The sequence below is a fragment of the Nonomuraea sp. NPDC005692 genome (genome assembly GCF_040631115.1).
GTDB lineage: Bacteria > Actinomycetota > Actinomycetes > Streptosporangiales > Streptosporangiaceae > Nonomuraea.
The window spans coordinates 343,044-363,052 of sequence record NZ_JBEXYU010000007.1; the positions used below are offsets into that span (position 1 = coordinate 343,044).

The 20,009-nt window shown below is 68.7% G+C and carries 21 protein-coding genes; 12 read left to right on the plus strand and 9 right to left on the minus strand.

Going from position 1 to position 20,009, the window contains the following annotated elements; all coding sequences use genetic code 11:
• The first annotated feature begins 7 nt into the window (after positions 1-7).
• Entirely contained in the window at positions 8-412 is a 405-nt protein-coding gene (locus ABZ459_RS18695) for a DUF4267 domain-containing protein (protein WP_357971499.1), read from the plus strand.
• 81 nt (positions 413-493) lie between these two features.
• Here ABZ459_RS18695 and ABZ459_RS18700 read toward each other — a convergent pair whose 3' ends face one another.
• Positions 494-1,336: a helix-turn-helix transcriptional regulator gene (locus ABZ459_RS18700; protein WP_357971500.1), complete on the minus strand. Its 843-nt coding sequence runs from the start codon at positions 1,334-1,336 to the stop codon at positions 494-496.
• A 180-nt stretch (positions 1,337-1,516) separates the two neighbouring features.
• Between ABZ459_RS18700 and ABZ459_RS18705 the strand changes: the two genes are divergently transcribed.
• On the plus strand, positions 1,517-2,284 hold the full coding sequence (locus ABZ459_RS18705; protein ID WP_357971501.1) for an SDR family oxidoreductase: 768 nt from the start codon (positions 1,517-1,519) through the stop codon (positions 2,282-2,284).
• 54 nt (positions 2,285-2,338) lie between these two features.
• Here the strand turns inward: ABZ459_RS18705 and ABZ459_RS18710 are convergent, their stop codons facing one another.
• Entirely contained in the window at positions 2,339-2,824 is a 486-nt protein-coding gene (locus ABZ459_RS18710; RefSeq protein WP_357971502.1) for a DUF6326 family protein, read from the minus strand.
• 405 nt (positions 2,825-3,229) lie between these two features.
• On the opposite strand from ABZ459_RS18710, the gene ABZ459_RS18715 reads away from it, so the two are divergent.
• On the plus strand, positions 3,230-3,880 hold the full coding sequence (locus tag ABZ459_RS18715) for a TetR/AcrR family transcriptional regulator C-terminal domain-containing protein (RefSeq protein ID WP_357971503.1): 651 nt from the start codon (positions 3,230-3,232) through the stop codon (positions 3,878-3,880).
• Positions 3,881-4,029: 149 nt separating this feature from the next.
• On the opposite strand, the gene ABZ459_RS18720 is transcribed toward ABZ459_RS18715, so the two are convergent.
• Complete coding sequence (locus ABZ459_RS18720) at positions 4,030-4,167, minus strand: hypothetical protein (protein WP_357971504.1); 138 nt, start codon at positions 4,165-4,167, stop codon at positions 4,030-4,032.
• Between the two features lie 170 nt (positions 4,168-4,337).
• Complete coding sequence (locus ABZ459_RS18725; RefSeq protein WP_357971505.1) at positions 4,338-5,357, minus strand: aldo/keto reductase; 1,020 nt, start codon at positions 5,355-5,357, stop codon at positions 4,338-4,340.
• Between the two features lie 54 nt (positions 5,358-5,411).
• Between ABZ459_RS18725 and ABZ459_RS18730 the strand changes: the two genes are divergently transcribed.
• The 7 genes from ABZ459_RS18730 (at position 5,412) to ABZ459_RS18760 (ending at position 12,694) form a co-directional block, all read left to right on the plus strand.
• Positions 5,412-6,053, plus strand: a complete 642-nt coding sequence (locus tag ABZ459_RS18730; RefSeq protein WP_357971506.1) for a helix-turn-helix domain-containing protein — start codon at positions 5,412-5,414, stop codon at positions 6,051-6,053.
• A 244-nt stretch (positions 6,054-6,297) separates the two neighbouring features.
• Positions 6,298-8,013 carry an ABC transporter substrate-binding protein gene (locus tag ABZ459_RS18735; RefSeq protein ID WP_357971507.1) on the plus strand — a complete coding sequence of 572 codons (1,716 nt, stop codon included), beginning with the start codon at positions 6,298-6,300 and terminating at the stop codon, positions 8,011-8,013.
• Positions 8,000-8,929: an ABC transporter permease gene (locus ABZ459_RS18740; protein ID WP_357971508.1), complete on the plus strand. Its 930-nt coding sequence runs from the start codon at positions 8,000-8,002 to the stop codon at positions 8,927-8,929. Before ABZ459_RS18735 ends, ABZ459_RS18740 begins: the two co-directional genes overlap by 14 nt.
• On the plus strand, positions 8,926-9,912 hold the full coding sequence (locus ABZ459_RS18745) for an ABC transporter permease (RefSeq protein ID WP_357971509.1): 987 nt from the start codon (positions 8,926-8,928) through the stop codon (positions 9,910-9,912). Before ABZ459_RS18740 ends, ABZ459_RS18745 begins: the two co-directional genes overlap by 4 nt.
• On the plus strand, positions 9,905-10,939 hold the full coding sequence (locus ABZ459_RS18750) for an ABC transporter ATP-binding protein (protein ID WP_357971510.1): 1,035 nt from the start codon (positions 9,905-9,907) through the stop codon (positions 10,937-10,939). Before ABZ459_RS18745 ends, ABZ459_RS18750 begins: the two co-directional genes overlap by 8 nt.
• Entirely contained in the window at positions 10,936-11,724 is a 789-nt protein-coding gene (locus ABZ459_RS18755; protein WP_357971511.1) for an ATP-binding cassette domain-containing protein, read from the plus strand. Before ABZ459_RS18750 ends, ABZ459_RS18755 begins: the two co-directional genes overlap by 4 nt.
• Before the next feature lie 121 nt (positions 11,725-11,845).
• The gene (locus ABZ459_RS18760) at positions 11,846-12,694 is read left to right on the plus strand and encodes an alpha/beta fold hydrolase (RefSeq protein WP_357971512.1); all 849 of its coding nucleotides are present in this window, start codon (positions 11,846-11,848) and stop codon (positions 12,692-12,694) included.
• Here the strand turns inward: ABZ459_RS18760 and ABZ459_RS18765 are convergent.
• On the minus strand, positions 12,681-13,643 hold the full coding sequence (locus ABZ459_RS18765) for a LysR family transcriptional regulator (RefSeq protein WP_357971513.1): 963 nt from the start codon (positions 13,641-13,643) through the stop codon (positions 12,681-12,683). The genes ABZ459_RS18760 and ABZ459_RS18765 overlap by 14 nt on opposite strands.
• 547 nt (positions 13,644-14,190) lie before the next feature.
• Positions 14,191-15,810 (minus strand): PHP domain-containing protein, encoded by a 1,620-nt coding sequence (locus ABZ459_RS18770; RefSeq protein ID WP_357971514.1) that lies wholly within the window; start codon positions 15,808-15,810, stop codon positions 14,191-14,193.
• Positions 15,811-16,191: 381 nt separating this feature from the next.
• Between ABZ459_RS18770 and ABZ459_RS18775 the strand changes: the two genes are divergently transcribed.
• Both ABZ459_RS18775 and ABZ459_RS18780 read left to right on the plus strand, forming a co-directional pair.
• Positions 16,192-16,698, plus strand: a complete 507-nt coding sequence (locus tag ABZ459_RS18775) for a GNAT family N-acetyltransferase (protein WP_357971515.1) — start codon at positions 16,192-16,194, stop codon at positions 16,696-16,698.
• On the plus strand, positions 16,667-16,846 hold the full coding sequence (locus ABZ459_RS18780) for a hypothetical protein (RefSeq protein ID WP_357971516.1): 180 nt from the start codon (positions 16,667-16,669) through the stop codon (positions 16,844-16,846). The genes ABZ459_RS18775 and ABZ459_RS18780 overlap by 32 nt, the downstream gene beginning before the upstream one ends.
• 436 nt (positions 16,847-17,282) lie before the next feature.
• Here ABZ459_RS18780 and ABZ459_RS18785 read toward each other — a convergent pair whose 3' ends face one another.
• The 3 genes from ABZ459_RS18785 to ABZ459_RS18795 all read right to left on the minus strand — a co-directional run bounded on the left by ABZ459_RS18785 (position 17,283) and on the right by ABZ459_RS18795 (position 19,998).
• The gene (locus ABZ459_RS18785) at positions 17,283-17,732 is read right to left on the minus strand and encodes an RICIN domain-containing protein (RefSeq protein ID WP_357971517.1); all 450 of its coding nucleotides are present in this window, start codon (positions 17,730-17,732) and stop codon (positions 17,283-17,285) included.
• 751 nt (positions 17,733-18,483) lie between these two features.
• Positions 18,484-18,696, minus strand: coding sequence for a hypothetical protein (locus ABZ459_RS18790; protein WP_357971518.1), 213 nt, complete (start codon positions 18,694-18,696; stop codon positions 18,484-18,486).
• 711 nt (positions 18,697-19,407) lie between these two features.
• Positions 19,408-19,998: a hypothetical protein gene (locus tag ABZ459_RS18795; protein ID WP_357971519.1), complete on the minus strand. Its 591-nt coding sequence runs from the start codon at positions 19,996-19,998 to the stop codon at positions 19,408-19,410.
• Between the last annotated feature and the right edge of the window lie 11 nt (positions 19,999-20,009).

The following is a 20,009-nucleotide window of genomic DNA, read 5'->3' on the forward strand; positions in this document are numbered from 1 at the left end:
AACGACCATGTCGCTGAAGAAGCTCAACACCGTCCTGGCCGCCGTCGTCGTCCTGTTCACCCTCTACCTCGGGTTGTCCTTCGTCCTGCCCCTCGGGACCACCTTCCCGGGGCTGGCGAACTGGCCCTCTGACGGCAGCGGCTTCTCCATCGTGAAGGGCAGCCGCGAGATCGCCATGGGCCTGGCCATGGGCGTCCTGCTGGTGACAGGCCACCGCCGCCCGTTGGGCTGGGTCCTGCTCATGACGGCCGTCGCCCCGTTCGGCGACATGGTCAACGTCCTGGCCCACCACGGATCCACGGCCGCCGCGCTCGGCGTCCACGGCCTGACCTCGGCGCTGATCGCGGTCACGGGGTTGCTGACCCTCCGCGAGGCCGGCACCAACCCGGCGACCGCCGCACAGCGCGCCTGACGTCCGCATTCTCTGACAACTCGAAAAGGAGACGACAATGACGACCGACGATTTGCGGTCACCGTTACCCGAGGTGCTCCGTCAAGGTGCGGCGGTGGGCGCCACCCAGCTGCTGAGGAGGCGGAGCGCCTGCGCGGTCGGGGAGCCCGGCTCGACGTTGTAGACGCACAAGGTCTGGTCGGGGTCGCCCGGCGGCTGGAGAGACTCGTAGTGGAAGTGCAGCTCGCCGACGAGGGGATGGTGGTAGTGCTTGGTGCCGTGCGTGCGGCGCAGCACGCGGTGGTCGTTCCACCAGGAGCTGAACTCCGGCGAGCGCAGCGTGAGCTCGCCGACGAGGTCGGCGAGCCGGCGGTCCTCGGGGTGGCGGCCGGCTTCCAGGCGGAGCATGGCGACGGTTTCCGCGGCGACGCGTTCCCAGTCGCCGGTACGGGTTCGGGCTTCGGGGTCGAGCAGGTAGTAGCGGGCCAGGTTGCGCTGAGGCACGGCAAGGGCCTCGAAGTCGGTCAGCACCTCGCGGGCCAGACGGTTGGCGGCCAGAACGTCCGTACGGCGGCCGAGGATGAAGGCGGGCACGTCGTGGAGGGTCTGGAGCATCAAGTGGAGGCCGGGCCTGACCCGCTGGGGGCTGACGGGGGCGTGGCGGGCGGGACGGGCCAGCAGGTCGGTGAGGTGCTCGCGTTCGGCGGGGTCGAGCTGAAGGGCTCGCGCCAGCGCCTCGACGACCTCGGGCGAGGGGTGACCGGCGCGGCCCTGTTCGAGCCGGGTGTAGTACTCGGTGCTGACCCCGGCCAGCCTGGCGACCTCGTCGCGGCGCAGGCCGGACACGCGACGCGCGCGGCCGTCGGCGGGCAGCCCGGCCTGGTCCGGCGTGATCCGGGCACGGCGTGAGCGCAGGAAGTCGGCGAGTTCGCGACTGCGGTCCATGTCCTCCAGTGTGCAGGGACGGGCGAGCGGCCAGGTGCACGGAGGTGGCCCTGCCAGTACCTGCCTCGCGGTTACCTGCCTGGTCAGGGCCTGTTCGGGCACCCCGGGAAGGGGACGCGGGCTGGTGTGCTGATGAGGGAGCGCGGCGATGGGCCGCGGATGACTCGGAAGGCTCGCACCATGAACGCAGCAACCCCTCTCACCGGCCGCGTGGCCGTCGTCACCGGCGCGTCCAGCGGGATCGGCGAGGCCTCGGCCGAACGACTGGCCGCACTGGGCGCACGTGTGGTCGTCGTGGCGCGGCGCGCGGAACGGCTGGACGACCTCGTCGTCCGGATCGGCAGAGCCGGAGGCCAGGCCCTGGCACTGGCGGCCGACGTCACCGACGCGGCGGCGGCGCGGGCCGCCGCCGAACGGGTCGCGGCCGAGCTCGGCGGCGCCGACCTGCTGTTGAACAACGCGGGCGTCATGCTGCCCGCCCCCATTGAGGAGCTGGCCGCCGACCAGTGGCAGCGCCAGATCGACCTCAACATCACGGGCCTGATGAACGTGATCGGCGCGTTCGTCCCCCAGCTCGTCGAGGCCGCGGGCACACGCGGCGTGGCCGACCTGATCAACACCTCCTCCATCGCGGCGCAGAACATCTTCCCGAACTTCGCCGTCTACTCCGCGACCAAGGCGTACGTCACCCATCTGTCCCGGCACCTGCGGGCCGAGCTGGGGGCCAAGAACGTGCGGGTCTCGGCGATCGAGCCGGGGATCGTCGGCACCGAGCTGCAGAGTCACGTCACCGACGAGGGCGCGCGGGCGTGGCTGGAGGGCTCCAAGGAGACGATGGAGTGGCTCACGCCGCAGGATGTCGCGCAGACCGTCGGGTTCATCGCGAGCCTGCCGCCTCGGGCGAACCTCCAGCAGGTCACCATCATGCCCACCGGCCAGCCCAGCTGACCGCCTCCGCCACCGTGCCCCGTCTGTGCCTCTGACGGGCACGGCACATGATGTTTAGCGTGCGTTCTGTCGAAGGTCGGTCGTCGCGGGACCGGCTGGGACGGCGGGGGTTCGAGGCCATGTCCAGGCGGAGCGCAGGACGAAGGCCAGGAGCAGCACCTCGATTCCGATGGAGAGGCCGTAGAAGGGGGCCCAGTCCCAGGACTCCCCTACCGCGTTGAACAACGAGTAGGGGATGTAGAGCGATGCGACGACGAGGTTCGTGGCGCGGTTCACCCGGGCGGGCAGCGTCATGGAGAGCATCACCATCAGCGCCGGGATCGCCACGGACGCGAGCATCATGGTCAACAACATCGGGCTGGTGTCGAACTCGAAGACGACGCCGGCACGGAGGTTGTCGATGACGCCGGGCTTGTGGAGATGGAAGTAGTCGACGTAGATGTAGAGGAACATGAAGCTGGTCCATGCGGCGGCTAGCTTGGCGTGCACGGGGACCGACCGGTTGTCGAGCAGGGTCGGGGTTTTCGTTCGGATGGTCATCGGTTCTTCTTTCGAGAGGAGCGGTCCCTCCGCCGCACTGGCGGCAGGGATGTACCGAGGCCGCGCCCACCTGGACGAGCCCATCGCCTCGACCGGGCAGCGGTAGCCCGGACCTCGGACGACTCGAGCGCCGAGGGCAGGCCGTAACGGTGCTGGTCGGCGGCCCGCATCGTCGTCGCCCCGGCCGGACTCGCCCCCGGCGCCAGGCGTGCTCCGGCACTCGATCGCTGTTCGATTCCCACAGAAGCCTCCTCACGTCCGAGCTACGACTCCGGCTGGTTTCGTACGCCGTACGTCGTACGCTGTACTACAAGTAGTACGCTGTACCATGACCGTGCGCGGGACGATTGTCAAGCCGTTCGAGCGAGCGAGAGGAGACCCGTGTCTGCGAGGGAACAACGCCAGGTGGCGTCAGACGCGGCGCTGAGCAGGCAACGGGTGGTGGTCGAGGCGGTCCGGATCGCCGACCGCGAGGGGGTCGACGGGCTGAGCATGCGGCGGCTGGCCGGCGCGCTCGGCGCGGGCGCGATGTCGCTCTACTACTACGTGGCGAGCAAGGAAGAGTTGCTGGACGCCATGATCGACGTCGTGTTCGAGGAGATCGAGCTTCCGCCCGAAGAGACCGACTGGCAGTCGGCGATGCGCTGTCGGGCGGTATCCGCCCGACAGGTTCTCGCACGCCACCCGTGGGCGATCGGCCTGATGGAGTCGCGGACCTCGCCGGGGCCCGCGAACCTCCGCCACCGCGAAGCGGTCACCGCCTGCCTGCGGAGGGCCGGCTTCCCGGTCTTGATGGCGACGCACGCCAACTGGTTGCTCGACAGCTATGTGTACGGTTTCGCCCTGCAGGAAGCCAGCCTGCCGTTCGACACCGCCGACGAGTTCGCGGACATGACCGAGGACGTCTACCTGCCCCAGCTTCCTCCTGACGAGTTCCCCTACCTCAACGAGTCCGCCGCCGTGCTCGCCGCCGCCGGCTACGACCCGGCGGAGGAGTTCACCTTCGGCCTCGACCTCGTCCTGGACGCCCTCGAGCCCCTGAGAGTGCCTACGTGAGCCTCCATCGGTGATGTCGGCGTAACGCACTCTCATGTGGTCCGCGCTGCGCGGTCGGCGTACTCGCATGACCCACACATGCCCGACCCAGACGTCCCGCGCCGGCGAATGCGCACCTGCGGCGTCGCCGCTCATGGCCCTTCGATGGCTCAGTCGTCGTCTTTGTCGTCAGGATCTGGAGTATCGACGTTCGCGTAGTGCTTCGCGAGCTTGTACGCGAGCTTGATCCCCTTGCGGGTGGCCTTGTCGTGCTCTCTCTGCTCCTCGGGAGTCATCGCGTCGTACATGGCCCAGTACGCCCCCTCGCCGGAGCTCTCCGCCCCCTCGGCCCGCCGCGACCTCCGCCGTCTCCCCGGCGCAGCCCGATGCCCGCCCGGACCGGAGGCATCACCGCGTCGCGCGTTCACCATGTTCGGCACTCTTGCGGCCGCGAACGACTCTCTGCCATGCCCAGCGCCTATGGCACTCGGCGGTCGAAGCGGCCGACCGAAGGGCCGTAGACGAACTCGCGCGACATCTGGATGAAGTTCTGCGGGAACCCGAGCGGGAAGGCACTGGCCTCGTCGAGCCGGTCCACCATCTCCGACGGCAACCGCAGTTCGAAGGCGGCGAGGTTGTCGGTGAGCTGGTCGAGAGTCCTGGCGCCGGAGATCGGGTGGATCCAGGTGCGGTGTGCCCGGGTCCAGGCGAGGGCCACCTGCGAGGAGGAGACGCCGAGCTCGTCGGCGACGGCGTCGACCTCGGCGGCGATCGCCAGGTGGTGGTCGGGTACGGCATCGCGGCTGATCCTGGACCCGGCGGCGGCGTCGGTGCGGGTGAACTTTCCTGACAGCACACCGCGAGCAAGCGGTGCCCACGCGGCCACTGACAGGCCCAGGGTTTCGGCCATGGGCAGCAGCTCGCGTTCGATATCGCGCTCCAGCAGGCTGTAGGACAGTTGCAGGCCGATGAACGGCGTCCAGCCGCGCAGTTCGGCGATGGTGTTGGCGCGCGCGATCACCCAGGCGGGCACGTCGGAGAAACCCAGATAGAGCACCTTGCCCGCGCGTACCAGGTCATCGAGAGCGCGTAACGTCTCCTCGATCGGGGTGGCGGGATCCCAGATGTGCACCCACAGGACGTCCAGGTAGTCGGTGCCCAGGCGCTGCAGGCTCGCCTCCACCGATCGCCTCAGGTTCTTGCGGTGGTTGCCCGAGGCGTTGGGGTCGTCGCCGTCCATCGACAGCGTGTACTTGGTGGTGAGCACGTAGCGGTCGCGCTCCTTGGCGATCAGGTCGCCGACGATGCGTTCGCTGGAGCCCTCGGTGTACCTGTTCGCCGTGTCGATCATGTTCCCGCCCGCCTCGGCGTACGCGGTGAACATCCTGCGGCATTCCTCGAGCGGAGCGCCCCAGCCCCAGTCCTCGCCGAAGCCCATCGTCCCGAGGATCATCTCGGACACTCGCAACCCGCTCGTTCCGAACGTCGTGTATCTCATGGCAAGGACTGTACATAGCGTCTAGACAAGCTGTCTAGACGCTAGGATTCGAGAATGGAGGCGAGAGCGGGCCGTCGCGCACCACGGCCGAAGGACGACGACCGTGACCTACGCGAGGTGATCCTGACCGCCACGCGCAGGCTCCTCGACGAGCGGCGCTTCGACGAGCTGAGCGTGGCCGACATCCTGGCCGCCGCCCAGGTGGCGCGCGGCAGCTTCTACTTCTACTTCGCGAGCAAGCACGAGGTCCTGGCCGAGCTCGTCCGTCGCGCCATCGCCCGCGGCCACGAGGTCGCGCAGCCCTGGCTCACGCACGACGAACCCGACCAGCGGCGGGCCTCCGTACGCCACGGCATCAGCCAGGGCGCCCGCCTGTGGCGCGAGGAGGCGCCCGTGCTGCGGGCCATCGTGGAGAACTGGCGCACCGACCCGGAGCTCACCGCACTCTGGCACGACCAGATGGCGAGCTTCACGGCTGTCACCACCGAACGCATCACCACCGAGCACGTCACCACCGGCGGCGCCACCGCGCCGGACGTGGATCCGGCCGCCCTGGGCGCGGCGCTGACCTGGCTCGGGGAGCGCCTCTACTATCTGGCCACCCTCGACGTGGCCCCCTTCAACGATGAGGACACACTCATCGAGGTCCTCACCCACATCTGGATGACCTCCCTCTACGGCGAGCCGGGAGCCTAGGCGCCGAGATTCGGAGTGCTCACTCCCGAGTGCGCAATCGTCTCTTCAGCGGTCTTCCGGCCACCGGGGTCGCCGGACTATCATGGACGCCGCGCGCGCGGATCCCCACGATCTTTCAGAAAATCTGAAAGATCCGGTGCAGAACTCCTCGATGGACGCGTGCTCTCGCTCGCCAACAGACTCCCTTCCTGAGATCCAGCAGCGGACCCGACCGATCGGGGCCGCTTCACAGGAAGCGCGATCTATGGCGAATCGATCCCGGAGAGTGGTGCCCGCAGGGCTCGCGCTCGTCCTGGCCCTCGTGACGGCGGGCTGCAACGCGAACTCGCAGTCCACCTCGCAGTCCACCGAGCCGACGAAGGGCAAGAACGCGGCGCCGCTCGAGTCCGTGCCCCAGGGCGGGACCCTGCACTACCTCTCGCGGCGCGCGACCGAGTCCTTCGAGACCGCCAACGCGCAGATGGTGCCGACCAGCCGACTGCGGTGGGTGCACCGCGGGCTGACGTCGTGGCGGACGCTCCCCGACAAGGACACGGTCCTCGTGCCGGACCTCGCCACCGACACCGGTAAGACGGACGACGGCGGCAAGACGTGGACCTTCACGTTGAAGGAGGGCTTGAAGTTCTCCGACGGCAGCCCGATCACCGCCCAGGACGTGAAGTACGGCATCGAGCGGTCGTTCGCACCGATGTTCCAGGGGGGCCTTGGCTACCACAAGACGCTGCTGGTCGGCGGCACCGACTACGACGGCCCGTACGACGGCAAGGAGCTCGACTCCATCGAGGTCTCCGGTGACCACAAGATCGTCTTCCGGCTGAAGCGTCCGTTCGGCAACTGGCCGTGGATCGTCAGCATGCCGGCCTTCGCGCCGGTGCCGGCCGCGGCCGACACCAAGCCGGAGACGTACGGCGAGCACCCGGTCGCCAGCGGCCCGTACCAGGTGACGAGCTTCCGCAAGGGGGCGCAGGCGGTGCTGGACCGCAACCCGAACTGGACGGCCGACAGCGACCAGGTACGGTTCGCCGGCCCGGACAAGATCGTCCTTGACATGGGCCTGAACAACGACACGATCGTGCAGCGCCTCATCGACGACAAGGGCGAGGACCAGACCGCGATCAGCAACGCGCTCATCTCGCCGTCGCAGTTCCAGCGGATCCAGTCCGACTCGTCGATCTCCGACCGCATGGCCAACAGCCCGTCGGGCTACTTCCGCTACCTCGCCATGAACGTCAAGCGCCCGGGCCTGTCCGACCTCCGCGTACGGCAGGCGATCAACTACGCGGTCAACAAGGCCGAGGTGCAGAGCGTGTACGGCGGCCCGAAGTTCGGCGGCCAGATCACCTCGACCATCATGACGCCCGGCATCCCCGGCTACACCGAGTACAACCTGTACGACGGCGGTGGCACCGGCGACGTCGGCAAGGCGAAGGAACTGCTCGCCGCCGCCGGTGTCTCCGACCTGAAGCTCACGCTGACCTATCCGACCGACGTGAGCGCGATCGAGGAGAAAGAAGCCCAGAGCATCAAGAACTCGCTGGCGCGGGTCGGCGTCAAGGTCGAGCTCAAGGGCCTGGACAGCAACACCTGGTCCGAGCTGGTCTCGTCCGCCGACGGCGACTACGACATGACGACGAACGGCTGGGGAGCGGACTTCCCGAGCGGCATGAGCACCATCCAGCCGCTGTTCGCGTCGAGCGAGATCGGCAACGGCGGCGGAAACGCCTCGAAGTTCTCCGACCCCAAGGTGGACGCCGCGATCGACGCCGCGATAGCCGAGCCGGACCTCGACAAGGCCGCCAAGATGTGGGCCGCGATCGACAGGCAGATCATGGAGGACGCCCCGGTCGTGCCGATCCTCGTGCAGCGCACGCAGGCCCTGGCCGGCTCGAAGATCATGAACTACTTCATCCCCGCCTACCCGCCGTTCGCGAACGAGTTGGTCGTCGGTGTCGATCGCTGAGATCCAGCAGGCGGAGGGCCGGGGCGCCTCGGTCCTCGGCCGCTTCCTCCGGAAGCGGTCCGGCGTCGCCGGCCTGGTCATGCTGGTCGTGCCGCTCGTCGCGGGACTCTGCGCCCCGCTGCTCGTGCGGATGGAGGGGCAGGACCCGAACACCCTGCACACCGACCTGCTCGACCCGGACGGCGGCCGTCCGCTGGGCGCCTTCGGTGGCGTCAGCGCCGACCACTGGCTCGGCGTCGTCCCGGTGACGGGTGTCGACCTGTTCGCCCAGATCGTCTACGGCATCCGCTCGTCGCTGTTCATCGCCTTCGGGGCGAGCATCCTGTCGATCGCCTTCGCAGCCGTCCTCGGTACGGCGATCGGGTACTTCGGCGGCTGGCTCAAGGCCGTCGCGGGGCGGGTGATCGACTTCATGTTCGGCTTCCCGGGCCTGATGTTCGTCATCGCGATCATGGCGATCGTGCCGCCGGAGATGCCGCGGGGCCTGGTCCTCGTGCTGGTGTTGGCCTTCTTCGGCTGGACCGTTCCGGCCCGGATCATCGGCGCCCAGGCCGGCGCCCTCAACGCCCGCGCCTTTGTCGAGGCGGCGCGCGCGAGCGGGGCCGCCCCCTGGCAGATCATCCGCAGGGAGATGCTGCCGCACCTCTTCGGCCTGGTCGTCGTCCTGTTCGCGATGTCACTACCCGGCAACGTCAGCGTGGTCGCGGGACTGTCGTTCCTCGGCGTCGGCATGCGTGGCGACGTTCCCGACCTCGGCAAACTGCTCTCGGACTCGCTGCCGTGGATCTACAGCGGTGCGGACGTCTGGTACATGCTCTTCCCGGGCGCCGTGGTGTTCCTGATCGTTTTCGGCGCCACCCTCGCCGGTGACGCGCTGCGCGACGTCCTCGACGTGCGCATGGAGGATGCTGCATGATCGTCTACATTGCCCGCCGCATGGCCACCGCGATGTTCATGCTCCTCGCGATCGCCTTCGTGACGATAGCCCTCTTCTTCGGGGCCTCGAAGGATCCGGCCCGCGCCATGTGCGGCAAGCCGTGCCCGCCCGAGACCCGGGCCAAGGTCAGCGCCTACATGCAGACCGACCAGAGCCCCGTGTGGCAGTACGCCGAGTTCGTGAAGGGCCTCTTCGCCGGCCGTACGTACGGCGAGGGCGCCCAGCAGGTGCACTGCCAGGCGCCCTGCTTCGGCTACTCGTTCCCGAACCGCAGCGACGTCACGACGCTCATCGCCGAGCGGCTGCCCGTCACGTTGTCGCTCGCGTTGGGCGCGGCCGTCCTGTGCCTCGTCGTGGGCATCGGCCTCGGCGCGTTGTCGGCGATACGCAAGGGCGGGATCGTCGACCGGTTCTCGATCGGCTTCGCGATGTTCGGGTTGTCGGTCCCGACCTTCCTCGTCGGTCTGCTCGTCGTCCAGGTCTTCGGCTTCATGCTCAACGCGCTGCCGTACTCCGGCTTCGTGCCGTTCTCGGAGTCACCCGCGGGTTGGGCCTGGCACCTGATCGGCCCGTGGATGGTGCTGTCGTTCATCCTCGCCGCCGGCTACATCCGGGTCACCCGCACCCAGTTGCTCAACGAACTCTCGGCCGACCACCTCGTCGCGATGACCGCCCGTGGCGCGTCGGCTCGGCGGGTGAACCGGCACGCCGTCCGCGGCGTGATGGTGCCGGTCGTGGCGATGTTCGCGCTCGACGTCACCGCGCTCCTGGGCGGCTCGGTGATCGCGGAGAAGGTGTTCAGCCTGCACGGGCTCGGCGACCTGCTGTTGTCCGGCGTGAACGAGTCAGATCTGAGCATCGTCGTCGGGGTGACGCTCTTCTCCGCTTTCCTCATCATCGTCGGCAATCTGATCGCCGACCTGCTGATGCCGCTTCTCGACCCGAGGATCCGCCGTGCCTGATCCCGTACTCCAGGTCGAGGACCTGTGCGTCTCGTTCACCGGCGGCGGCGTCACCGCCGATGTCGTGCGGGACCTCTCCGTGAGGCTGGACGGCGGCCGCACGCTCGCCGTGGTCGGCGAGTCGGGATCGGGCAAGACGATCACCGGCCGGGCGATCATGCGGCTCCTGCCGCGCGGGGCGAGCGCCCGGGGCCGGATCGTCGTCGCCGGCCGGGAGATGCTCTCCGCCGACGAACGTGAGCTGCGCCGGGCCCGCGGCTCCGACGTGGCCATGGTGTTCCAGGACTCGATGTCCGCGCTCAGCCCGTACCTCGACATCGGCGCGCACATCGCCCAGGCGGTCCGCCTGCACGCCCCGTCGGTCACCCGTCGCGCTGCGCGGGCCCGTGCGGTCGAGATGCTCGACCGGGTCGGCATCCCCGAGCCCGCGGAGGCCGTACGCCGCTTCCCGCACGAGTTCTCGGGCGGCATGCGGCAACGCGCGGTGATCGCGATGGCCCTCGTGAACCGGCCGGCTCTGCTCATCGCCGACGAGCCGACCACCGCGCTCGACGTGACGGTGCAGGCGCAGATCCTGGCCCTGCTCCGCGGGCTCCAGCAGGAGTACGGCATGGCGATGCTGCTGATCAGTCACGACTTCGGAGTGGTGGCGAGTGCGGCGGACGACGTCCTCGTGCTGTACGCCGGCCGCCAGGCCGAGTACGGCAGCCTCCGCGACATCTTCGATCAGCCCGCCCACCCGTACACCGCCGGCCTCCGGGCGGCCACGCCGCGGCTGGATGCCCGGCTCGACATCGGTGGGGAGCGGCCACGGCTGCGCGCCATCCCCGGCACGCCCACGTCGCTGCGCGACGCCGGACCGGGTTGCGCCTTCGCGCCGCGCTGCGGCTTCGCCGACCAGGTCGGCGAACGCTGTGTCGTGGAGGTACCGCTGCCCACCGTCCGCCCGACCAGCGAGGGCGGCGGCGTGCACCTCGCGGCCTGCCACCTCGATCGTCTCCCCGAACCGCAGGAGGTCGCCCGGTGAGCGAGCCGATCCTGGAGATGACCGACGTCAGCAAGCGCTACCGCACCGCCGGTGGCCTCGGCCGAGGCCGCAAGGGCTTCCTCGCCGTGGACGGCGTCTCGCTCCATGTCGAGCGGGGCGAGGCGCTCGGCCTGGTCGGCGAGTCCGGCTCGGGCAAGTCCACGCTGGCGCGGATGGCCAACGGCCTGGTGGTGCCGACGTCCGGCACCGTCCGTACGGGCGGGCAGGACATCGCCCGCCTCAGCCGGCGAGGACTGCGGCGGCTGCGGCGCAACGTCGCCATGGTCTTCCAGGACCCGCTGGCGTCGCTGAACCCGCTGCAGACCGTGCGGCAGACGCTGGAGAACGTCTTCCGCGCGCACGGCGAGACGACGTCGACCGCCGAACTGGTCGCGCTGCTGGAGTCGGTCGGCCTCGGCGCCGACTACCTGGGGCGCTACCCGCACGAGGCGTCCGGCGGGCAGCTCCAGCGCGTCGCCGTGGCACGCGCGCTCGCCCTCAAGCCGGATCTGATCATCGCGGACGAGCCGACCTCCGCGCTCGACGTGTCGGTGCGTGCCCAGATCCTCAACCTGCTGGCCGACCTGCAGCGCGACCAGGGGATCTCGTTCCTCCACGTCAGCCACGACCTGGCGGTGATCCGGCTCTACAGCGACCGCGTCGCCGTCATGCAGCGCGGCCGTATCGTCGAGACCGGCTCGTCCGACGAGATCTTCCGCTCCCCGCGGCATCCCTGCACGCGCGCGCTGGTCGAGGCGACACCGGAGGCGGAGCTGCTGACCTGACCTGCGGGAGCGTTGCGCGACGCCGAAGAGGCGTGCCACGATCATGACCATGATCCACCGAACGACAACCCCGTCGTGAGCCGGCCGGGGGCCGGCGCGACAGAGCAGTGAATGAGGACACGTGGGAACAGACCTGTTCGTCCGAGAATATGGGCGGGACGCAGCAGACGCGCCTGCCATTCTCATCCTCCACGGCGCCGTGGAGTCCGGCGCCTGCTACGGTGACGCCGTCGACCGCTGGGGCGGCGACTACCACATCGTGGCGCCGGACGCGCGGGGCCACGGGAAGTCGCCCGGCCGCCTGCCCGAGCACGAGGGCGTTCCGTCCACCGACGTGATGGTGCACGACGCGATCGACATCCTCAAGGACATGCTCGACGAGACCGGGCGCAGGACGCTCGTCGTCGGACACTCCATGGGCGCGCGGATCGCCGCCTTCGTCGCCGCCGACGCCCCGCACCTCGTGGCCGGCGTGGTGCTGGAGGACCCGCCGTGGTGGGTTCCGGAGGCCGGTCCCAACCCGTGGCTCAGCGTCGAGCAGACCACCAAGGACCCCTTCGACTACGCCGACACGGCGTCGGTCGAGGAACTCATGGACATGCAGCGCGAGCTCAAGCCCCACTGGGCGGAGCAGGAGCTGCGCCCGCTCGCCGAGGCGATGAAGGCCGTCGACATCGACTACATGCAGCAGCGGGTCCACGAGAAGCGCCGGATCTGGACGCCGACCGCACGGCAGATCACGGTCGGCCCGGCCGGCGTACCGGCGCTGCTCGTCACCGGCACCGGCGACGTCATCGTCGACAAACACTCCCGTGAGCGCCTCACGGCCGTCGCGCCCGGCTTCGACGTCGTCGTGATCGAGGGCGCACACCACTGCGTGCGCCGCGACAAGCCGGAGGAGTACCACCGGCACGTCGACGCCTTCCTCCGTGAGAACGCGCCACCGGCGGGAGCCGTCACTCGACGCTGAAGGTGTCGGACCGCGCGAGCGGGCCGTAGACCTCCGAGTCCGGCTCGGCGACAGCGGCCCGCATCGCCTCCAGCCCCGCGCGTACGACGGGGTGGCCCTGGTTGTCGCGCCGCGTCGTCATGATCACCTTGCGCAGCGGCGCGATGCCGCGCGTCGGCAGGATCGTCACCCACTCGGCGTCGCGGGCGGAGAGCGCGGACTCCGGCACCAGGCAGATCCCCGCCTCGGCGGCGACCAGCGCCAGCGCGGCGCGGTAGTCGTCCGAGACGTGGGTGATCGGCGGGTGGAAGCCGAGCTCCGCGCACGCCTGCAGCACCATCGTGCGGCACGGATTACCGGGCGAGGGCATGATCCAGCCCTCCTCGGTGAGCTGGGTGAGCCCGATGCCCTCCTCGCCGGACAGCGGGTGCGCCTGTGGGAGGACGACCTTGAACCGCTCGATATAGAGCGGGAACTTCACGATGTCGGGGGAATCGCGCTCGGGGTCGGACTCGTACTCCATGCTGACGGTCACGTCGATGTCGCCCCGCATCAGCATCCGGTGGCTCATGTGCGCCTCCGCGTCGACGACGGTGACGTCGACACCCGGGGCCTGACGGCGCAGCTCGACGATGGCGGGTGCCACCAACCAGCTGATCGCCGTGGGGAAGGCGCCGATCCTGAGCTGCCCGAGGACGCCGCCTGCGTGCGCGGCCAGGTCAGCCTCGGCGATCTTCAGCCGTGAGCTGATCTCCTCGGCGTGCCCGGCGAGGATGCGCCCGGCCGGCGTGAGCACCAGCTTGCGCCCCGAGCGTATGACGAGCGCGTGACCGACCTCGCGCTCGAGCGCCGCGAGCTGCTGCGACACCGCGGACGGCGTCAGGTGCAGCGCCGCCGCGGTCGCGGTGACAGAGTCGGACAGCACGAAGGCACGGAGGATGAGGAGACGTCGGGGGTCGATCGTGGGCACGCGGGCTCCGTGGCAGGTCGGCCGGGCGTCCGTCGCAGTGGGGCATCCGCGAGGCGGGACCGGGGGACCCCGATGTTAGCGGGCCCTTCCGGACGCGGGCGCTCCGGCACGGGGTACGCCGCCTGTGGGCGCCGAGAACTGCGTCACCTGCTCTGACCTGGCATGTGTCTCTCGGACAGCGGCGGCTGTCGTGGGTGGACCGGGTGCGACGCCGGTGCGGGCGTGTTCCGGGCGCGCGAGACAGGCGGTCGCGTTCTCCTCGACGGTCAGCACGCCGAGCACGGGTGTGCCGCTGGACCGGTCAGGGGTGGAGAACGCCACGGTGCCACTGCGGTCGGCCATCGGAGCTGGTGCCGGAGCACCAGTAGCTCAACGTCCTTGGACGGACCAGAGCGCATGAGCACCGTCAGCAGACCTCTTACCGACCGGTGGACAAGCGAGAGCTGCACCCGGCGATGGTCCCAGTTGCCGCTCTGGTCGCACGGCGAATCCCCGCTCCCACTGCGAGACCGTGTACCGCAGTGGGAGCGGGTGTCGTCGAATCGTTCTATGTCAGTTCCACGAAGGTGGGATTGGTGTAGCACCAGAGGTCGTGCCAGGGGTTCTCATTGCGGCCTGTGTCCGCCGCCGGCTCCATCCCGCCGGGAGCGCTGCGCCTGCCGTCGGTGCCACGCAGCCGGAAGTAGAACGGCTCGCGCACGTCGCGGAACCTGTAGTGGAACTGGGCGACCCGGCCCTTGCCCTTCGGCAGGAACGACTCGACCACACTCACGTCCGGGGCAGTGAAGACGTCGGGGTCGGCGGCCGGCCCGGTGATCGCACCGCGGATCAGATCCAGGCGGGCGAGCCGGGGGATCTCTTCATTGGCGTTAGGACGGCCGGCGAGATCGACGGAAATGGTGACGGTGACGTCGTCGCCGCGCCGCACCGACAGCCGTCCGCCGAACGTGGCCGGGGCATTGCCGGGGGCGTGCGCGTCGACGTGCAGCCCGTCGACGAGGCCGCCCATCGACACCCAGGATCGCCCGGCCTTGATCGCCTCCATGACCGCGCCATAGCTGCGTGAGGTCGCCCCTACAACCGTGCGGCTGAACTGACCTGGCCAGAAGTCGGCGTGCCGCAGCGGGACGCCGCCGTCGATGGGATCAGGGTACCTACCGTGCTGGTCGTACCAGTCAGCAGGTCGGGAGGGCTCGACGATCGTGTCACCGTTGTAGAAGTGGCCGTCGGAGTTGGCAGTGATCCACCAGCCCTTGCCCTCGGCGAGCATCGAGTCCCACATGCCGCCCAGGATTCCGGTCATGGAGTCGAAGCCGCCGTACGTCGGGTAGTGTTCCGGCCGCCAGCCGGGCCAGGAGTCGGCGTCGGCGGTGTTGTTGAAGTCGCCGCGGGCCCTGGGCTCGTTCTGGGCGCCAGGCGCGCCCTCCATGCCGACTGCGATGTTCGGCGCCTTGTCGCGATAGGTGCGCAGGTCACGCGGGGAGTACCTGCCGCGCCGCATCACGTGGTTGATCAGGAACAGCGCGGAACTCGCCGAACCCGTGCGCAGCGCGGTCTCGAGCCAAGCGAGCGCCTCCAGCGCCTTGGCCTCGTTCGCCGGGCTGCCGGCGCCGGTGCCGTTGATCCTGGAGTCGAAGAGCCGCTCGAACGCGCGCAGCAGTTGGATCTCATCGCGAGCACCGTCGAAGAACACCGTGGCGTGCTCGCCTCCGGGAACGTTCCACTCGAGCCCCTGCCACAACAGCAGCTCAGGGTGCTTGCCCCGGGAGGTGACGATGTCGGCATACGTGGACTCGACCGCGAACTTCTCGTGCGCGGCGTGCCCGTGGTCGGTGATGACCAGCCAGTCCAGGCCGTGCTTGAGAGCGCCCGCAGCCTGCTGCTCAATGGTGTACATGCCGTCGTAGCTGTACTGCGTATGAACGTGATGGTCGCCGGCCAGCCAGTGGAGCGCGCGGGAGCCTCTGCTGGTTGCGGCGGCGGGACGCGCGGTCAGCCCGCCCAGAGCGGTGACGCCGAGACTGCTGATGCCGAGCAGCCCACTGTTCAGCAGAAAGCGGCGCCGACCGAGGTCGGCGGGCGACAGCTCGGTCTCTGAGACGGACAAGTCGGCGAACGCAGCCGTTCCTTCCGGTGCGCTGTGGGAGTGTGCATGGGTGCGGCACATGGGTCATACCTTTCATCTGGAATACCTGGTGCGTCGTTCTCGGGTGGCCCATGAGCTTGCGCACGAAGTGGGGCGGAGCAGGTGAACCTGCGGCCCTTCGTCACGCTCGCAGAGGAGCGTGACGGCTTGCATGGGGAGGAAGCGAATGCTGGGCGACTTCTTGCCGAACGGCGGAAGGCTCCGGCGAGCCGTCTGTGGCGCTGTTCGGGACGCCTCTGCGCTGCCGGCCCTCCCCAGCACTGTCGGCCTGCTGGTACGGCAATGGGGCGGTCGTCTGTCCGACCTCCGTGCGGGACGTGCGGCGATTCGCGCAGTGGTCCTGTGCCTGATCGCGGTGATATTCGCATGACGGTCTGCGCAATGATCCGATAGAGAGGGCCCATGTCGATTCGTGTGCGCCTTGACGACCTGTGCCAGGAGACCTGGGAAGCGGTGGCCGAGCTGAGGGTGGCTGACGACCAGGCTGATCTCATCGCGTCGAACCTGTACTCGATTGCGGAGAGCCGGTTCTTGCCGGGCTTCGTGACCCGTGCGGTGATGCACGATGAGCGCGCCGTGGGCTTCGCGATGTACGGCCCCGATCCCGATGACGGCCAGATCTGGCTCTACCGCTTGATGATCGACAAGGATCACCAGGGGAAGGGGCTGGGCCGAGCGGCCCTCCAACAGGTCATCGCCCACGTGCGGGACGCGTTCGACGTACCGGTGCTGCGGTTGGGGGTGCGTGGCGACAACATCGCGGCCAGGGCGCTCTACACCTCTGCCGGGTTCGTTCCCACCGGGCAGGTCTTCGGCAGGGAGGACGTCCTGGAGCTCCCTCTGCGAACGGGGCACACCGAAGCGTCCAGTGACGTGCATGATCCTCGAAAAGGAAATCCCGGAAGTTGATGCCCGCCTCACCGGCAGGAATCGCACGGGCCGCCCTGCAGCCAAGGATGGCGGCGCGTTGATGGCCGTCACGAGGACGGTCACCTCGTGGCGGACCGCGGGCTTGTCGTATCTGACGGCCATGGCACAGTGTCTTGAAGGCGGTTGATGCCGCACCCCACCGCCTGCCGAGCCTTGACGTCCGCACGAGCCTGCAGCTGCTCGAGAACGAGATGCCGGGTGCCGAACCGGCGCTTCTCCGAGGAGACCGCCGCGCGTCTCAGCGACCTCACGCGCCGCTTGCTGAACGCCACGGAGGGCTAGACCGAGGGCTGAACACGTAACCACCACCACCTGCTGCAGTGACGGCAGGGGCAGCGGGACGGGATCACGGCAGGGACACGTACGGGAGCAGGAGAGCTGCTCGCTCGTGCCGTCGCCGGCCAGAGAGCGTGCGCGCCTGACACGCCGGATCACTGGTTCAAGGCCTGCCAGCGCCTCCTTCGGCTGCCTGCCGGGTGGCAGTGCGGAGATGGTGAGCCGCGATGTCAGGTACGCCCGGCCGTCCGGCGTGCGGACGGCACGGACGTGCTCAACCTTGTGAGCTACCAGTTAGCGTCGCTGATGGGCTCCAGCCGGAACTTCTCGTTGTCCTGGGTGCCCGTGTCGTACTGGTTCACGCTGGCACCCTGATGGAGGCTGGCGTTCTCGATGGCCAGCACCTTGCCCGAATGCTTGACCACGATGCGGACGTAGCCGTCGCCGGCGTCGCGCAGCTCGAACTTCTCGTTGTCCTGGGTGCCGGTGTCGTACTGGTTCAGGCTGGCACCCTGATCGAGGCTGGCGTTCTCGATGGCCAGCACCTTGCCCGAATGCTTGACCACGATGCGGACGTAGCCGTCGCCGGCGTCGCGCAGCTCGAACTTCTCGTTGTCCTGGGTGCCGGTGTCGTACTGGTTCAGGCTGGCGCCGTCCTTGAGGCTGGCGTTCTCGATGGCCAGCACCTTGCCCGACTGCTTGACGATCAGCCGGGCTCGCGACGGGTAGGGAGCCATGGGTACCTCCTGGATAGGGGGAATTCGGGGCAGGGCCCTGCCACACACACCGGACGGTGCGACCCTGCCAGTGGTCAGCACATTGAGCCGGTCGACACTCAAGGGTCAACAGAGACACAGTTGCCATTCGGAGACATATTCCTCAGCCTCGAATTCCGGCAGATGCGCCCGTCAGGAAAACCCGTGATGAGCTGCCGAACCACGGCTGCGCCTGGACATCATGGAGTCGTCGGTGATGGCCCGAATTTGCGACAGCAGAAACGGCCATTTGATCCCCTCCAGTCGATGATCGAGGCGGCGACGCGCTGTTCGCCTCTATGAAACTTGATTGCGGGCGGGAAATCATCCTCCAGCCGTGGCCACATGCGGACAGTGTTCAAGCCTCCGCCACCTGGTCCCACCAGCGGTGTCAGACGAGATCACCACGACGCGCCCGGCCACACCCCCTCGAGAGGAACCGGCGCAGGCGACTATCAACGTTCAGATCCGATGCCAATGGCAGGAGTGGGTCACGGCCCGGTCGCATGGAGAATTGATGTCAAACTATGCCCCGCCGAAGCAGTGGTACTGGGTCGGGACATCGCCCATGGATAGGTGACCAAATAACTACAACCATACGGCGCCGGCGATCGGCCGCCATTGGCCGGCAGACTGGTAATCGTGGACGCGGGCTGGGAATAGGCCAACAATTCACCTCGTCGGGAAGTTTGATTCGGCCTTCTTGACAGAGTCGGTAGTGCTTCCGGGCGGGTCAGCAACGCTGGCCGCTCCGTAGCGAACGGCTCATCTCTCCATCGGAACCAAGCTCGATCACCCTCGATTGCAGCAGGAACTCGGCGACCGGGAGGTCCAGCGCCCGATCCAGGCCGAGCGCGTCACGACAGGCGGCGAAGCGGGTGTTGATCGGGGAGAAACCGATCCGCGGGCCGCGCTCGGAGGGCCCGGTGACCAAGCCCGCGTTCACGCCGACTGATCGGTTCCTCCTCGCTGTGTTGCTTCACCGCCTGCCGACGGAGAGACTCCAGCACCTTGCGTTGCTGGTCCGGCCGCACGGGAGAACGCCTCCTGGGGCTACCGGCGCGTTCACGGTGAACTGGCCACGCTAGGTATCAAGGTCGCCGCCTCCACGCTCTGGGAAATCCTCGAAGCACACGGCATCGACCCCGGCTCCCGAACGGACCGCCACAACCTGGGCCACGTTCCTACGCAACCAGCCAGCCGCCCTACTGGCGTGCGACTTCTTCGAAGTCCGCAACCCTCACCGGCGCCCGCCTGTACGTTCTGGCGGTCATCGAGCACGCCACCCGCCGTATCCGCATCCTCGGCGTCACCGCCCATCCGGGACGCCACGTTCACCGCGGTACTGGCCGATGCCGGAATAAGCATCGTCAGGAGCGGTATCCGGATGCCGCGAAATGTCGGTGGATGTTGAGCGCCGTGATCTGGGGTGCTCAGTGTTGGGAATGGGTAGCGGTCGGAGCGGAGCTGCCTGGCACAGAACCCGATGCGGCCGGTGTTCGTCGGAGAAGGCTTCGAACTCGCGGAGCGCGTGCAGAAGGTGATGCTGGTTCCAGATCCACCGCTCCGTGATTGCCTTCGAATGTCTCGGGGGCATACTGAAGGAGTATCGGCATGCAGCTTGACCTGGCCGGATGATCAATCGGCACCCGCAGGGTCAGGTGGCCAGGCCGTCCTCTCTCAGCCGGACCGCGAGCTCCAGCTTCGTGTACGCCGGGCGCCCAGCCTTCCGGTACTTCTCCTTGACACGTTCCAGGTAGTTCTTGGCGGTTCCCGGCCGCACTCCGGCGCTGCGCGCCGCCGCGGCGAGCGTCATTCCGGAGGCGTAGGCGAGCAGCACCGCATGCTCCTGAGGGGACAGGACAGGACGGACGCAATCCCGCCCGGCCATGTGGTCCGCAGGGCCCGGCGGGCAGGCCATCTTCTCCTCGGCCAGCTCCCTGACCTTGGACAGCAGGGTCTCCAGCCTGTGGTTCTTGGTGAGGTATCCGCCGGCTCCCGCCTCGATCATCCGCCTGGCCAGGTTGCCACCGGGCATCGCGCTGACCACGAGCACCCGCCGCCGCCGTAGGACCAGCGCGCATACGTTCTCGACCGGGTCGGAGCCGTCGGCGAGCCGCGCCTCGAGCAGCACCACGTCGGCCGGGGACGGCTCGGTCCTGAGCAGCTCGGCGACGGAGGCGGCCCATCCGGTCAGCCGTACGTCGGGAACGACCGCCAGCCAGGCGACCAGCCCGTCGATGAGCATCTGGTCATCAT

Bases quoted from the DNA above. Each gene is read 5' to 3' on its own strand.
- ABZ459_RS18695 (WP_357971499.1), top strand. From the start codon at position 8: ATGTCGCTGAAGAAGCTCAACACCGTCCTGGCCGCCGTCGTCGTCCTG.
- ABZ459_RS18700 (WP_357971500.1), bottom strand. From the start codon at position 1,336: ATGGACCGCAGTCGCGAACTCGCCGACTTCCTGCGCTCACGCCGTGCC.
- ABZ459_RS18705 (WP_357971501.1), top strand. From the start codon at position 1,517: ATGAACGCAGCAACCCCTCTCACCGGCCGCGTGGCCGTCGTCACCGGC.
- ABZ459_RS18710 (WP_357971502.1), bottom strand. From the start codon at position 2,824: ATGACCATCCGAACGAAAACCCCGACCCTGCTCGACAACCGGTCGGTC.
- ABZ459_RS18720 (WP_357971504.1), bottom strand. From the start codon at position 4,167: ATGTACGACGCGATGACTCCCGAGGAGCAGAGAGAGCACGACAAGGCC.
- ABZ459_RS18725 (WP_357971505.1), bottom strand. From the start codon at position 5,357: ATGAGATACACGACGTTCGGAACGAGCGGGTTGCGAGTGTCCGAGATG.
- ABZ459_RS18730 (WP_357971506.1), top strand. From the start codon at position 5,412: ATGGAGGCGAGAGCGGGCCGTCGCGCACCACGGCCGAAGGACGACGAC.
- ABZ459_RS18735 (WP_357971507.1), top strand. From the start codon at position 6,298: ATGGCGAATCGATCCCGGAGAGTGGTGCCCGCAGGGCTCGCGCTCGTC.
- ABZ459_RS18745 (WP_357971509.1), top strand. From the start codon at position 8,926: ATGATCGTCTACATTGCCCGCCGCATGGCCACCGCGATGTTCATGCTC.
- ABZ459_RS18770 (WP_357971514.1), bottom strand. From the start codon at position 15,810: ATGTGCCGCACCCATGCACACTCCCACAGCGCACCGGAAGGAACGGCT.
- ABZ459_RS18775 (WP_357971515.1), top strand. From the start codon at position 16,192: ATGTCGATTCGTGTGCGCCTTGACGACCTGTGCCAGGAGACCTGGGAA.
- ABZ459_RS18780 (WP_357971516.1), top strand. From the start codon at position 16,667: ATGATCCTCGAAAAGGAAATCCCGGAAGTTGATGCCCGCCTCACCGGC.
- ABZ459_RS18785 (WP_357971517.1), bottom strand. From the start codon at position 17,732: ATGGCTCCCTACCCGTCGCGAGCCCGGCTGATCGTCAAGCAGTCGGGC.
- ABZ459_RS18795 (WP_357971519.1), bottom strand. From the start codon at position 19,998: ATGCTCATCGACGGGCTGGTCGCCTGGCTGGCGGTCGTTCCCGACGTA.